Here is a 13,255-nt window from a genome sequence, read left to right on the forward strand (position 1 = left end):
CCCACCCCACGCACCCACCCCACGCATTTCACGGAAACACGGAAAGGAGACGCACCATGTGGTCCACCTTCGTCATGACCCTCAGAACGAACCTGCAGGACAAGGCGTCGATGTTCTGGCTCATCGTCTTCCCCCTCGCGCTCGCCACCCTGTTCAACATGATGTTCGCCGACCTCGGCTCGCAATACGAGCTCAAGGCGGTGCCCCTCGCCACGGTCCAGGATACGAACTGGAACAACGACAAGGGGGCTTCCGCATTCATCGACGCGCTGTCGGGCGAAGCCAAGGACGCCACCGGCATCAGCCGGCCGCTGCTCGACGCGACCCGGGCCGACTCGGTCGGCAAGGCCCGCGACCTCATCGCGAAAGGCGACGCGGACGGCTACCTGACCGTCGACAAGCAGGGGCGCATCACCCTGACCCTCGCCTCGGGCGCCGTCGCCGGCATGGACGGCTCCGGCGCGTCCGTCTCGGGCAAGTCCATCACCATCTCGGCCCTCGGCGGCGCCATCGACCTGTACAACCGCACCGACGCGCTCACCCGCAAGCTCATCGCCGACAACCCCTGGGCCGCGACCAGCCGATCCTTCTGGACGTCCCTCGGCTCCGCCACCGGCATGACCCGCGAGACCACGCTCACCAACTCCGTCCCCGGCGTCTCCACCCGGTACTTCTACGCGTTGTTCGCCATGGCGTGCATCATGTCGATGTCCTATTCGATCAGGGCGGTCGTCACCGCGCAGGCCAACCTGTCCGCGTTGGGCGTGCGCCGTTCGATCGCGCCCCTGAGCCGTACGCGGCAGCTCGTCGCCGGGTTCCTCGCCAGCTGGCTGTGCGCCTCGGTCTGCCTGCTCGTCGCGTTCGCCTACATCCGCTTCGTCCTCGGCGTCCCGTTCGGCGGGCGCGAACCCGCCGCCGTCCTCGCCGTCGTCACCGCCTCGTTCATGGCATGCGCGTTCGGCACGATGATCGGCGCGATACCGAAGCTCTCCTACGGCGTCAAGGTCGGCATGACCAGCGCCATCGCCTGCACCCTGTCGCTGTTCTCCGGACTGTACGGCGCGTTCGCGATGTCCCTGAGCGACTGGATCGCCCGCAATCTGCCCGCGCTCGCCCTCATCAACCCCACGCAGCAGGTCGTGAACCTGTTCTACGACATCCTCTACTTCGACAGCTACCGTCCGTTCCTCGCCACCTGCGGCGTGCTCCTCGCCATGAGCGCGCTGTTCCTCGCCGCAGGCGCCCTGATGCTCAAGGAGCAACGCTATGAACACCTGTAAGGCCACGTTGCGTGTGCTCATCGCGCACCGCATCTACATCCTCATCTACCTGATCGGCATCGGCGTCATGATGCTCGCGCTCGGCGGTTCCGCACTGTCCGGGAGCCGTCAGGTCGGCGACACTTTCACGCCCGGCAAGGCCGACGTGGCGGTCATCGACAGGGACTCCAACCGTGGCGGCGTGGCCGACGCGATGCGCGCCTACCTTGCCGTCGATAACGAGCTCACCGACCTCGACGACGATCCGGAGACGCTGCAGCAGGCGGTCGCCTCGAACTGGGTGGACCTGATCGTCATCATCCCCGACGGGTACGCGGACAGGCTGGTCGCCTCCGTCGCCTCGGGCGGTGACGCGCCGCAGGTCGAGACCGTCACCAGCTACACGTCCGGAGTGGGCGCGATGGCCTCCATGGACGCGGGCGGATTCCTGTCCCTGACCCGCACCGCGCTGATCGGCGGCAACGTGACGGTCGACCCCGCGCAGCTGGCCGAGCGGTTCGGCGCGGATGCGACTGGCTCGGCGGGCGCGCAGTCGGGCGGTTTCTCGCCCGACCAGCTCCCTGCCGGCACACTCACGAACCTCACGCTGGACGACCTCACGTCCGCGACGAAACAGGCCGTCGACGCCGCGCGAGACAAGGCCGCGAACCATGCGATCGCCGTGGACCACAGCGACGCCGACCCCGCCTCTTCGGCGTCCGCGTCCGACCGCGCCGCAATCGGATTCGGCGGCCTGATGCAGACCGTGCTCTACCCGCTGTTCCTCGCCATGACCGTCTGCACGTCGCTCGTGCTGGGCGTGTTCAACGCCGGAGAGACGCGCCGGCGCCTGTACGCCTCGCCGCAGCGCTCCTCGACGATGGGCCTGCAGCGCATGGCCACCCTGTGCATGTTCGCGCTGGTCGTCGTGGCCGGCTACGCGGTCGCGGCTCTCGCGATGATGGTCGCGGCGGGCGTGGATCCGAGCGCCCTCGCCCCGTCCGGCGTGGCGATGACGCTCGCGTCGGCCTGCGTGTACGCGCTGATGACGGTCGCCTGCGGGTTCCTGCTCAGCGAGTGCGGGTTCAACGACATCATGGCCAACGGTTTCGCCAACGTGTTCGGACTGGTCATCCTGTTCACCTCCGGCGTCACCTTCCCGCTGGACATGATGCCCGCGGCGATGGCCGCGCTCGGCCGGATGCTGCCCGGCCGGTGGTACTGCGCGTCGATCGACGATGCGTTCGGCATCGGCGCGTCCGGCGGCGTGGATGTTGCCGGCTGGGGCGTGTCGGTCGGCATCGTCGCGCTGTTCGCCGTGGCGTTCGTCTGCGTCGGCCTCGCCGTCGGCCGCGCCCGGCGTCTGCGTCCGGCGGCGTTCGCGCCGGCGACGACGACGCTGGACGAACGCTGACGGCCGGCCGGACCGGTCGACGACGTGGGCGGCAGCGTCCCGCGCGCATGGGAACATGATGACGGAATGCGGGCGCATGCCGCCCGCGTCGAACGGATACGAACGGAGGACGCGATGAAGGGTTGGCCCGGAGAACCGGATATGGAATACGACGTGATGGTGGCGGACGGCGAGGCAGCGGCGAACGCCGGCAAGCCGATCACCGACGTCATCTTCGACTTCGGCAATGTGCTCATCTACTGGGATCCGTCCGCGGTGCTCATTCCGCGCTACGACCAGGAGACCATCGACCGCTTCCTCGACAACGACGTGTCCCGCTTCTACGACGCCAACGACCGGATGGACGCCGGCGCCACCCCTCAGGAGGGCGTCGCGTGGATGCGCGAGCACAGCGGCGACCAGTGGGCCGACATGCTCCAGTACTATCTCGACAATTTCGAGGATTCGCTCGTCGGCGTCGTGCCCGGCGCGCGCGTGCTCATCAACGACCTCAAGGCCGCCGGCATCGGCGTGTGGGGCCTGTCGAACTGGGAGAAGGAGCTGTTCCCGATCGCCGAGAAGGCCACGCCGATCCTTGACTCGCTCGACGGCAAGATCGTCTCCGGCTATGTGCGGCTGCGCAAGCCGCACAAGGAGATCTACGAGCGCGCGCTCGAGGAGTTCGGCATCGCGGCTTCGGGAGCCGTGTTCATCGACGACAAGGCGATGAACATCGTCGGCGCGAACGCCGCCGGCATCCGCGGCATCCGCTTCCGCGATCCGGTGAAGCTGCGCGAGCTGCTGATCGCCGCCGGCGTGGACATCCCCGACGTGAAGACCGTGAAGTAGAATCGCCGTTTCGGTAGATTCCCCGTCACGAAGGAAACACGCACACCTATGCTCAACCTGTTGTTCGCCGGCACGCCCGACGTGGCCGTGCCGTCGCTGAAGGCGTTCGCCGCCGACCCGCGTTTCGACGTGAAGGCCGTGCTCACCCGTCCCGATGCGCCCACCGGCCGCGGCCGCAAGCTCAAGCCCAGCCCGGTCAAGGCCGCAGCGCTGGAGCTCGGCATCCCCGTCATCGACGCGAAACCGCGCGACCCCGGCTTCCTCGACACGCTGAAGTCGCTCGACGTGGACATCGCCGCCGTCATCGCCTACGGCAACATCCTGCCCGTCGACGTGCTCGACGCGGTACCGCTCGGCTGGTACAACCTCCACTTCTCCAACCTGCCCGCGTGGCGTGGCGCGGCCCCCGCGCAACGCGCCATCTGGGCCGGCGACACGACCACCGGCGCCGACGTGTTCAAAGTCGGCGAGGGATTGGACGACGGCCCCGTCATCGCCACGATGAGCGTGGACCTCACCGGCCGCGAAACCGCCGGCGAACTGCTCGACCGTCTCGCCGTCGAAGGCGCGCCCATGTATGTGGACGCGCTCGCGCATGTGGGGGAGGGGACCGCCGTGTTCACCCCGCAGCCGGAAGGCGACCACGAATACGCGCGCAAGATCACCGTCGAGGACGCGCACGTCGACTTCACCGCGCCGATCGAGGCCGTGGACCGCCAGATCCGTGCCTGCACGCCGAATCCGGGCGCATGGTGCGCGCTGTACGCGGACGGACTGCCCGGCGATGACGGTTCGGCCGACGTCGCCGGAACGGGTGCCGGCGACGTCGGCGGTGCTCAGACCGGCGAACCCGCGAAGCCGCTCACCCTGCACATCCTGCGCGCCCAGCCGGCGGACTTGGCGAACCCGAACGCGCCGCAGTCATTGGAACCGGGCGAGCTCAAGGCCGGCAAGCGCAACGTGTGGGTCGGCACCGGCACCACGCCGCTCGAACTGCTCGAGGTCAAGGCCCAAGGCAAGAAGGCCATGCGCGCCGCCGACTGGGCGCGCGGCGCCCGCCTGGCCGATTCCGCCCGTCTCGCCTAGCGGCGCAGGAAGTCGAGGACCTTGGTCAGGTCGCGTTCGTTGATGGCCTCGTGGGCGGCGAGCTGGGTCTTCGGCTTCGCGCAGAACGCGATGCCGAGACCCGCGGCTTGAATCATCGGAATGTCGTTCGCGCCGTCGCCCACGGCCACGGTCTGCGCCATGTCAACGCCCTCGCGTTTCGCCCATTCGCGCAGCGCATGCAGTTTCACCGTCTTGCACACGATGTCGCCGAGCACCTTGCCGGTGAGATGGCCGTCGCGCACCTCGAGCCGGTTCGCAAGCCGATGGTCGATATGCGCTTCGGCGACGAGCCGATCCACGACCTCATGGAATCCGCCGGAGACGACGCCCACCTTCCAGCCGTGCGCGTGCAGCGTGTCGATGAGCTCCAGCGCGCCGTTGGTGAAATGCAATTTGTCGTGCACCGTGTCGAACACGGAGACCGGCAGGCCCTGAAGCAGCGCCACGCGTGCGCGCAGCGCGTCGCAGAACTCGAGTTCGCCGCGCATCGCGCGCGCCGTCACCTCGGCGATCCGCTCGCCGCAGCCGGCCGCCTCGCCGAGCTCGTCGATGACCTCCTCGTCGATGAGCGTCGAATCGACGTCCATGACCAGTAGGCCGGGGCGGGCCAGGGTCGGCGCCTGGGGGAAGCCCCATACGTCCGCCGCGGGCGTGCCTTCCTTGTTGTCGCCGGCATCGCCGGCATGGGTCTGCTCGTCAAGGGATTGCGCAAGTTCTTCGGTCATGCCCCCGATTGTCGAAAAACCTTGGGACAATACGCGTCATGCCCTTTGCAACCATGGTTCTGAATCTTTCCGCCGCCGCGGGCGTCACTACGCAGGCCGCCACGAACGCGCCGGCCCCCGTCTGCCCGACCGGCGACGGCGGTCTCATCCAGGTCATCACCGACTGGCTCGTCTCCCTGATGGAGACGGTCGGCGGCGTCGGCGTGGCGCTCGCCATCGCGTTGGAATCCGTCTTCCCGCCGATCCCCTCCGAAGTGATCCTGCCGCTCGCCGGATTCACCGCCTCGCGCGGCACGCTCAACCTCGTCGAGGCGATCATCTGGGCGACCGTCGGCTCGCTTCTCGGCGCGTGGGCGTTGTACGGCATCTCCCGTTGGGTGGGACTGCACCGCATCCACAGGGCCGCCGACGTGATCCCCGGCGTCAGCCGCAAGGACGTCAACAAGGCGAACGACTGGTTCACCCGCTACGGCACGGCCAGCGTGCTCATCGGCCGCGTGATCCCCGTCGTCCGTTCGCTCATCTCCATCCCCGCGGGCTTCAACCGCATGAACTTCCTCCACTTCACCGGCTGGACGCTGCTCGGCTCGGCCGTGTGGAACACGATCCTCGTCTCCGCCGGCTACTTCCTCGGCTCCGGCTGGTGCTCGATCCTCGGCTACCTCAACGTGTTCGAGGACGTGGTGATCGTCGCCTTCATCGTGGTCATCGTGGTGTGGGCGGTGCGCAAAATCCGTACAGTGACGAGTAAACGCGGAGCACACCGGAAGTAAGGAATCGGGGGAGACGGACAGGCATGACGGACGATCGGCAGACGTTGGACAGGCAGGCGCGCGAGCAGACGGCCCGCGAGCTCGCCGCGTTGAACGACCGGCTCATGGCGAAGAACCATGCGCTGGCCGAGGCGCTCACCCGCGCCGGCAAGGAGCTCACCAAAGCGAAATCGCAGCTGTCGCAGCTCGCCCAGCCGCCGCTCACCTTCGCCACGATGGTGAAGGTCGACTCCTCCCGCACGGACGAGATGGGCGTCACGCACGCCAGCGCCGAGGTCATCGTCGGCACGCGCCGTATGATCGTGCCCGTCGCGGCCGGACTCAACGCCTCGCGTCTCGCAGCCGGGCGCACCGTCATCCTCAACGAGAAGATGGTCCTCGTCGACCAGCGCGACCACGATACGTCCGGCATGGTGCGCACCGTCACGGAGCCGCTCGGCGACGGTCGTCTCGTCGTTGCCGACGCGGGCGGCAACGCGAGCGTCGTCCGCCGTGCCAGCACACTTGCCTCCCACCCGTTCGACAAGGGCGACCGCGTGATCGTCGAGGCCTCCGGCCGCATCGCCGTCGACGCGCTGCCCCGCGCGAACGACGCCGACCTCGTCCTCGAGGAGACGCCCGACGTGACGTTCGACGACATCGGCGGCCTCGACCGGCAGATCGAACGCATCCGCGACGCCGTCCAACTGCCGTTCCAGCATCGCGAACTGTACGCCCGCTACGATCTCAAACCACCGAAGGGCGTGCTCCTGTACGGCCCGCCCGGCAACGGCAAGACGCTCATCGCCAAGGCCGTCGCGCACGCGCTCGCCGAAGGCGACGGCTTCGGCGAGCGCTCCGGCACGCCGGGCGCCGGCGGCGTGTTCCTGTCCGTCAAAGGCCCGGAATTGCTCAACAAGTTCGTCGGCGAATCGGAACGTCTCATCCGTCTCATCTTCCGTCGCGCGCGCGAACGCGCTGCCGACGGGCGGCCCGTCATCGTGTTCATCGACGAGATGGATTCGCTGCTGCGCACGCGCGGCTCCGGCGTCTCCTCCGACGTGGAGACCACGATTGTGCCGCAGTTCCTCGCCGAACTCGACGGCGTCGAATCGCTCGGCAACGTGATGGTCATTGGCGCCTCCAACCGCGTCGACATGATCGACCCGGCCGTGCTGCGCCCGGGCCGTCTCGACGTGAAGATCCGCATCGATCGTCCGAACGGCGACGCGGCGCGCGCTGTCATCCGCCACTATCTGACCGACGACCTGCCGCTCGAGGGCGGCGTGGACGCCGACGCGCTCGCCGGTGTGCTCGTGCGCGACATCTACACGCGTTCGCCACGTCGTCATCTCGCCGACGTACGCGACGAGCACGGTGTGTGGAACGCGCTGTTCCTCGCCGACGTGACGAGCGGCGCGAGCCTGAAGAACATCGTCGACCGTGCGAAGACTCTCGCCGTGAAGGCGTCCATCGGCACCGGGAGCGACGTCGCGATCGGCGTGGACCTGCTGGCGCGCGCCGTCGAGGAAGAGTTTACGGAGACACGCGATTCGTTGCTCGACGCCGACCCCGTGCAGTGGAGCCGCGTCAACGGCTTCGACGCCGGTGCCGTCACCGCCATCCGCGGCGTGGAACACTGACCGGGTCGAACATGCCGTTGCTGTGGTCCGAGCCGTAGAAATCAGAGCCTTCACCAGTATGTGTGGGGTGATGGTGCTGTTCGAGTAGGAGCCGCCCATTGCTCCGTGTTTTCGGTCACTGAGATGTGGTTTCCATTGGTAGGCTCGGGCGAAGGAGATGGGGCTTGGACGGGGGACTGATGGAAATATGGGGTATGAATAGGGGCCATGTGCTACGACGAGGAGATGGGCGAGGCGGCCGCACTCGCGCGCCGCGCTTCTCGCCGGCTTCTTCGCCGTCAAACGCTGACCTGTCTGTGCTATCTCGTTGATGAGGGGTAGGTATGGGGCGTTGCGGGCATCCATGTGGTTTGCGAGGGGTGCCCAGGCTGGGGTTTCGCGGGGGTTCGAGACCCGTGAGGGACGGTATTCCGCCATGTGTACCCGGGATATCGGGGTCTGGGCACCCCTTGTAACGCAGATGGATGTCCGCGGCACGCGCAATGTACCCCTTGCAACGAAGAACACCCTCCGCCATGCGGCCGTGCAGGTGTATTGCTTCAATGTCTGTTCGGCAGGTTGAGCGGTGTTTCCCGCAAGGCGGACACCAACCTGCCAAAACACAACAACACAGCCTGGCGTCGGCGTCTGCTCCTTGGCGGGAACAAACCATACAGGGAGAACCCTCCTCCCACACCCCGGGAACCCCCACTCGCCGCTACGGAAACCCAACACCCCACCACACAAACTGGCGAAGGCTCAATTGTTTTGGGTTGCGCGTCTGCGCTACCCGATAAAGAGATGGCGCAAACAAAATAAATGCGCAAAAAATTTGTACAAAAACCTTGTTGTATGATTGGATCAGGGAAAGGAAGGTGTTGGAATGACTGACGAAACGCCGCAGCGACATGCATTGCTGGAGGACACCGCCGTGAAGGTGGCGGATTCCGCCGCTCTCCGCGCCGTGGCCAATCCGGTCCGCATGAGAATCCTTGGGACGCTTCGCGTCGACGGGGTCCAGACCGTGGGAAGCATCAGTGGCCGTATCGGGGAGGCTCCGGGGGTGGTCAGCTATCACCTCGGGCAATTGGCTCGTGCGGGATTCGTGGAAAAGGTCGAATCCCCGGACGGCGATAGGCGAAAGAGCTGGTGGAGGGCTTGCCAGGATGCGATACGGCCGGACGTTCCTGCGTCTCGAAGCGACAGGGCAGGTGCGGATGCCATGGATCTGTTCCGCCGTTCCGCCGCTGTGTCCTACGAGATGGCCTATGAACGGTACCTTGACCGCGTTCCCGATCTTCCTCGCGAGTGGGTCGACAACTGCACGAGCGACGACCACGTTCTGAACCTGAACGTCTCGGAGATGAAGGAGATGATCGGGGAATTGAACGAGGTCATCCGCAGATGGGAACAGGTCGGGGCGGGCCGCGCCGATGGCGGGAATGACGCCGAACGAGTCGCCTTGGTTCTTCAGGTGTTCCGTTGGATGCCGTGATTCTCATATCAGGTATCCGACAATAAGAAAGAAGGCTCATATGAATATGAGGGGGGAATTACCGTTCTGGCGTTCCATCGGATACGTCGCATGGTTCACTGCGGATACCGCTTCCGCGATTGGCTTGGCCCTGCGCGCGTTGGCGATAAGCCTGCTCGGTTATGCGTTGTCCGGATCCACCGTGGCGGCGGGCTGGATGGGGTCGTTGTCGATGATCGCGCAACAGGGGATGAGTGTGTTCGGAGGCACGTTCGTCGATCGTCATGACAGAAGGGCCGCGATCGTCGCGAACTCCGTGACGGGAACGCTTGCCTGGGGTATCGTGGGCATTCTACTGTCTGTGGGGCGGTTGTCCTTCCCCGTACTGCTTGCGATATCGGTGATCGCTTCGGGCGTCAATGGCTTTTTGGGCAGCGCGACCGACGCGATGCTCAGGTCGATCATCGACGTCCGTGACTATCCTCAGGCCCGCAGCCTGAATGAGGGCCGCGATGCGACCATCAACATGATGGGGAATCCTATAGGGGGATTCCTGTACAGCGTCCGACCGTGGCTCCCGTTCCTGATCGCCGCATGTGCGTATGCCATGGCCGGTGCTTCGGCTATGGTCATCAGGAAGAGGGAAGACCAAACCGGGGAACCTGCCGATGGAAGGCCGTCGAAAAGCGGCGGATCGTTCTTTCAGGACCTCATCGGAGGCTGGTCATGGTTCCTGCATAAGCGGATGTTGGTGGTCGTCGTGGTGGCTGCATCGCTGACGAATTTCGGAGTCAATGGCATCCAATACGCCATCCAGCTTCATCTGGTCTCAGCCGGTACCAACGCGACGCTCATCGGCCTCATCAGCGCGGGCATCTCCCTTGCCATGCTGGTGGGGTCTGCTCTTGCGGGCAAGTTCGGCGGTGAACTGCCTGTGGGAACGACGGTATGCGTGGCTTTCGTCTTCATGTGCGTCTGTGTGACGCCGATGATGCTGACCGATGACTATCGTGCCATCCTAATCGCCAACTCGTTGATGGGGCTGCCCTTCCCTGTCATCAACGCACTGCTCCTCGGCTTCGTGTTCGCCAAGTCGCCACAGGATATGCAGGGCCGGATCACCGTCACATTGACGGTGCCGGCCCAGACCCTTTCGGCGTTCTGCGGTGCGGCCGCCGGAACATTGCTGCCGGTCCTCGGTTTCCCGCATACGGTACTGGTGTTTTCCCTGACGATTCTCGCCAGCACCCTGATTGTGGCCTGCAGCAGTCCGATACGACGGATTCCGCGAGCGGGCCGATGGGGCGAGACCCGGCTGTGAGGCGCCGTACTCGCGCAACTATCATGGTGCGCATGAGCGTGAAACGAGTGATGGGAACGGAGACCGAGTACGCGGTCTCGCAGCCGGGCGTGGCCTACTACCAGCCGGTGCAGCTGAGCTTCGACGTGGTCGGCGCGGCCGCGACGCCGGCCACGCGGCACATCCGCTGGGACTACCGTCAGGAGGATCCGGTCAACGACGCGCGCGGCACCAGGCTCGACCGCGCCGCGGCCCGCCCGGACATGCTCACCGACGCGCCCCAACTCAACATCACCAACGTGATCGCGCCCAACGGTGGCCGCATTTACGTGGATCACGCGCACCCCGAATATTCGGCGCCCGAAACCACGGACCCGTTCCAGGCACTCGCCTACGACCATGCCGGCGACCGGCTCATGCTCGCCGCCGCCCGCGCCGCCAGCGCCGTCGCGGCACCAGCTCGTCCGATCGTCCTCCACCGCAACAACGTGGACGGCAAAGGCGCCAGCTGGGGCACGCACGAGAACTACATGATGCGCCGCGACGTGCCCTTCGCCGACGTCGCCGCCCTGATGACCGCGCATTTCGTCTCCCGGCAGATCTGGGCCGGCTCCGGCAGGGTAGGCATCGGCGAGAAGAGCGAGACGCCCGGCTACCAGCTGAGCCAACGCGCCGACACCATCCACGCGAAGATTGGCCTGCAGACCACCTTCGACCGGCCCATCATCAACACGCGCGACGAATCCCACTCCACCGGCGAATACCGCCGCCTGCACGTGATCGTCGGCGACGCCAACCGCATGGACGTGCCCCAGGTCCTGAAACTCGGCGTCACCTCCATCCTGCTGTGGGCGCTCGAACACGCGCGCGAAACTGGCTACGACCTCGACGCGCTGCTCGGCTCCCTCCAGCTCGCCGACCCGGTCGAAGCCATGCACACCGTCTCCCACGACCTCACGCTCGCAGCCACGCTTCCGCGCGAAACCGGCGGCGAGATCACCGCATGGCTCATGCAGGTCACATTGCGCCGCTTCGTCTACGAGGTCGCCGCCGCCACGCTCGGCACCGACACCGCCGGCGAACCCGCATGGGAGGACCGTGAGACCCGCAACGTGATGGCCATGTGGGGGCAGGCGCTCGCCGACACCGCCGCCATCCGCCATGCCGGCGACGACGCGCGCCTGACGATGCGCGCCGAAGCAGGACGCGTCGAATGGCTGCTCAAATGGCAGCTGCTGGAGAAGCTGCGCCGCAAGATCGGGCCGGACACGTCGTGGGATGATCCACGTCTCGCCGCCGTCGACCTGTCGTGGGCGGCGCTTGACCCCGGCCGGTCCGTGTTCGCCAAGCTCGAAAAGGCGGGGAGCGTGGAACGTCTCGTCGACGACGCCGCGCTCGCCACGGCCGCCGCGAACCCTCCCGAGACGACGCGCGCGTGGCTGCGCGCCGCCGTCGTGCGCGCGTTCCCCGCGGACGTGGTCGCCGCCAGCTGGTCGCATCTGACCGCGCGCATGCCACGGGCCGACGGCGCGGGCGACGCGCTGCCCGACACGTACGGCAACGCGTCCGCCGCCGAGGCGACCAGCGTGCGCCCCGGCGACCTCGTGAGCCTCGACATGTCCGATCCGTTGGCGTTCCGCAAGGAGAACGTCGAAACTGCCGTGGCCGAAGCGGCCGACGCCGCCGGCCTGCTGGCGCGGCTCGCCACGGAACAGCGGCGGTGAGCCGTGCGGCGCGGTTCTGGCGCGTTTCGTGGAGCCCGCGCCCGCGTGCGCGACAAAACCGGTTCGAGCGGATACGATGGGGAACCATGGCACAACAGGAGAATCTGCGCGACCTCGCCATGAAGGTCGCGGACATCGCCAGGGCCGCGGGCAAGCATGCGCTGCAGGACCAGATGGCCCCGCACGACATGCTCATCTCGCGTGAGAATCCCGGCGAACAGTTCAACGTGGAGGTCGATGGCCGTCTGCTGCGCTACATGTCCGGCAGACTCGCGGACATGGAGCATTTCGACGGCTTCTGGCAGACCCGCCCCGCGAAATCCCGCCCCGGCCAGCGCTACTGGTGCGTCGGCAAGATCGACGGCGCCATCAACTACGTGCGCAACATGAGCGAGTGGACGGTCACCGTGTCCCTGTTCGAATTCAACGAGGAGGGGTCGGCGCAGCCGATCCTCGGCGTCGTGCACGCGCCGGCTCTCGGCGAGACGTATCTGGCGGCGAAGGGCGCGGGCGCGGTGCGCATCCGCAACACGCCGGTCGGTGAGAAGCGCGAGAAGGTCGTCCCGTCGATGACGTCCTCGCTTGACGGCGCCGTGGTGAGCTTCGGCATGTCGTATCTGCCGGGCGAGGCGGATCGCGCATTGCACACCGTCGCTGCGTTGGCCGAGGGGCGCCCCGCCGACATCAAGCGCGTCGGACCGGCGTCGCTCGACCTGTGCAAGGTCGCCGACGGTACGTATGACGCGTACTTCGAGCCGATGCTGCACGAGTGGGACATTCCCGGCATCTCCGCGGCCGCCGTGGTCGTCTGGGAGGCGCAGGGCCTGCTGAAGCGGTGGAACGGCAACGGCATCCACTGGCGTCAGAGCAACGACGTGCTGTGCACGAACGGTCTCATCGACCGTGAACTCAAGCCGTACCTCATCCAGCGCGACGGCGAGTGAAGCCGCATCGTACGGTGCATACGGCAGTCGTATCGCGAGCCTCGGGAGAACATCCCGGGGCTTTCGCGTATCGTAGGCGAGAGCACACGAAACCGGGCATAACCGG

At 66.7% G+C, this 13,255-nt stretch carries 11 protein-coding genes; 10 read left to right on the forward strand and 1 reads right to left on the reverse strand.

All coding sequences use genetic code 11. The features are described 5' to 3' along the window. Nucleotides 1–56: 56 nt before the first annotated feature. The 4 genes from BFAL_RS02925 to fmt all read left to right on the forward strand — a co-directional run bounded on the left by BFAL_RS02925 (nucleotide 57) and on the right by fmt (nucleotide 4,587). On the forward strand, nucleotides 57–1,280 hold the full coding sequence (locus BFAL_RS02925; RefSeq protein ID WP_055426939.1) for an ABC transporter permease: 1,224 nt from the start codon (nucleotides 57–59) through the stop codon (nucleotides 1,278–1,280). Continuing rightward, a complete protein-coding gene (locus BFAL_RS02930; RefSeq protein ID WP_055426940.1) occupies nucleotides 1,267–2,673 on the forward strand; it encodes an ABC transporter permease in 1,407 nt (468 codons plus the stop codon). Before BFAL_RS02925 ends, BFAL_RS02930 begins: the two co-directional genes overlap by 14 nt. Before the next feature lie 114 nt (nucleotides 2,674–2,787). Then, entirely contained in the window at nucleotides 2,788–3,501 is a 714-nt protein-coding gene (locus BFAL_RS02935; protein WP_055426941.1) for an HAD family hydrolase, read from the forward strand. Nucleotides 3,502–3,549: 48 nt separating this feature from the next. Beyond that, on the forward strand, nucleotides 3,550–4,587 hold the full coding sequence (gene fmt, locus BFAL_RS02940; protein ID WP_055426942.1) for a methionyl-tRNA formyltransferase: 1,038 nt from the start codon (nucleotides 3,550–3,552) through the stop codon (nucleotides 4,585–4,587). On the opposite strand, the gene serB is transcribed toward fmt, so the two are convergent. Next, nucleotides 4,584–5,195 carry a phosphoserine phosphatase SerB gene (gene serB, locus BFAL_RS02945; protein WP_236691645.1) on the reverse strand — a complete coding sequence of 204 codons (612 nt, stop codon included), beginning with the start codon at nucleotides 5,193–5,195 and terminating at the stop codon, nucleotides 4,584–4,586. The two genes, fmt and serB, sit on opposite strands and share 4 nt — an antisense overlap. A 191-nt stretch (nucleotides 5,196–5,386) precedes the next feature. On the opposite strand from serB, the gene BFAL_RS02950 reads away from it, so the two are divergent. From BFAL_RS02950 to BFAL_RS02975, 6 genes are all read left to right on the forward strand, one after another. After that, complete coding sequence (locus BFAL_RS02950; RefSeq protein WP_055426944.1) at nucleotides 5,387–6,106, forward strand: DedA family protein; 720 nt, start codon at nucleotides 5,387–5,389, stop codon at nucleotides 6,104–6,106. A 23-nt stretch (nucleotides 6,107–6,129) separates the two neighbouring features. Continuing rightward, a complete protein-coding gene (gene arc, locus BFAL_RS02955; protein WP_055426945.1) occupies nucleotides 6,130–7,728 on the forward strand; it encodes a proteasome ATPase in 1,599 nt (532 codons plus the stop codon). A gap of 862 nt (nucleotides 7,729–8,590) precedes the next feature. After that, a complete protein-coding gene (locus tag BFAL_RS02960) occupies nucleotides 8,591–9,202 on the forward strand; it encodes a winged helix-turn-helix domain-containing protein (RefSeq protein WP_055426946.1) in 612 nt (203 codons plus the stop codon). A gap of 40 nt (nucleotides 9,203–9,242) precedes the next feature. Continuing rightward, a complete protein-coding gene (locus BFAL_RS02965) occupies nucleotides 9,243–10,502 on the forward strand; it encodes an MFS transporter (protein ID WP_236691636.1) in 1,260 nt (419 codons plus the stop codon). Nucleotides 10,503–10,534: 32 nt separating this feature from the next. After that, nucleotides 10,535–12,205, forward strand: a complete 1,671-nt coding sequence (gene dop, locus BFAL_RS02970; protein WP_055426988.1) for a depupylase/deamidase Dop — start codon at nucleotides 10,535–10,537, stop codon at nucleotides 12,203–12,205. A gap of 86 nt (nucleotides 12,206–12,291) precedes the next feature. Continuing rightward, a complete protein-coding gene (locus BFAL_RS02975; RefSeq protein ID WP_055426947.1) occupies nucleotides 12,292–13,149 on the forward strand; it encodes an inositol monophosphatase family protein in 858 nt (285 codons plus the stop codon). The last annotated feature ends 106 nt before the right edge of the window (nucleotides 13,150–13,255 follow it).

This window comes from Bifidobacterium aesculapii (assembly GCF_001417815.1).
In the GTDB taxonomy this organism is placed as follows: domain Bacteria; phylum Actinomycetota; class Actinomycetes; order Actinomycetales; family Bifidobacteriaceae; genus Bifidobacterium; species Bifidobacterium aesculapii.

Bases quoted from the DNA above. Each gene is read 5' to 3' on its own strand.
- BFAL_RS02975 (WP_055426947.1), top strand. From the start codon at position 12,292: ATGGCACAACAGGAGAATCTGCGCGACCTCGCCATGAAGGTCGCGGAC.
- BFAL_RS02960 (WP_055426946.1), top strand. From the start codon at position 8,591: ATGACTGACGAAACGCCGCAGCGACATGCATTGCTGGAGGACACCGCC.
- BFAL_RS02925 (WP_055426939.1), top strand. From the start codon at position 57: ATGTGGTCCACCTTCGTCATGACCCTCAGAACGAACCTGCAGGACAAG.
- BFAL_RS02965 (WP_236691636.1), top strand. From the start codon at position 9,243: ATGAATATGAGGGGGGAATTACCGTTCTGGCGTTCCATCGGATACGTC.
- BFAL_RS02950 (WP_055426944.1), top strand. From the start codon at position 5,387: ATGGTTCTGAATCTTTCCGCCGCCGCGGGCGTCACTACGCAGGCCGCC.
- serB (WP_236691645.1), bottom strand. From the start codon at position 5,195: ATGGACGTCGATTCGACGCTCATCGACGAGGAGGTCATCGACGAGCTC.
- fmt (WP_055426942.1), top strand. From the start codon at position 3,550: ATGCTCAACCTGTTGTTCGCCGGCACGCCCGACGTGGCCGTGCCGTCG.
- BFAL_RS02935 (WP_055426941.1), top strand. From the start codon at position 2,788: ATGAAGGGTTGGCCCGGAGAACCGGATATGGAATACGACGTGATGGTG.
- arc (WP_055426945.1), top strand. From the start codon at position 6,130: ATGACGGACGATCGGCAGACGTTGGACAGGCAGGCGCGCGAGCAGACG.
- dop (WP_055426988.1), top strand. From the start codon at position 10,535: ATGAGCGTGAAACGAGTGATGGGAACGGAGACCGAGTACGCGGTCTCG.
- BFAL_RS02930 (WP_055426940.1), top strand. From the start codon at position 1,267: ATGAACACCTGTAAGGCCACGTTGCGTGTGCTCATCGCGCACCGCATC.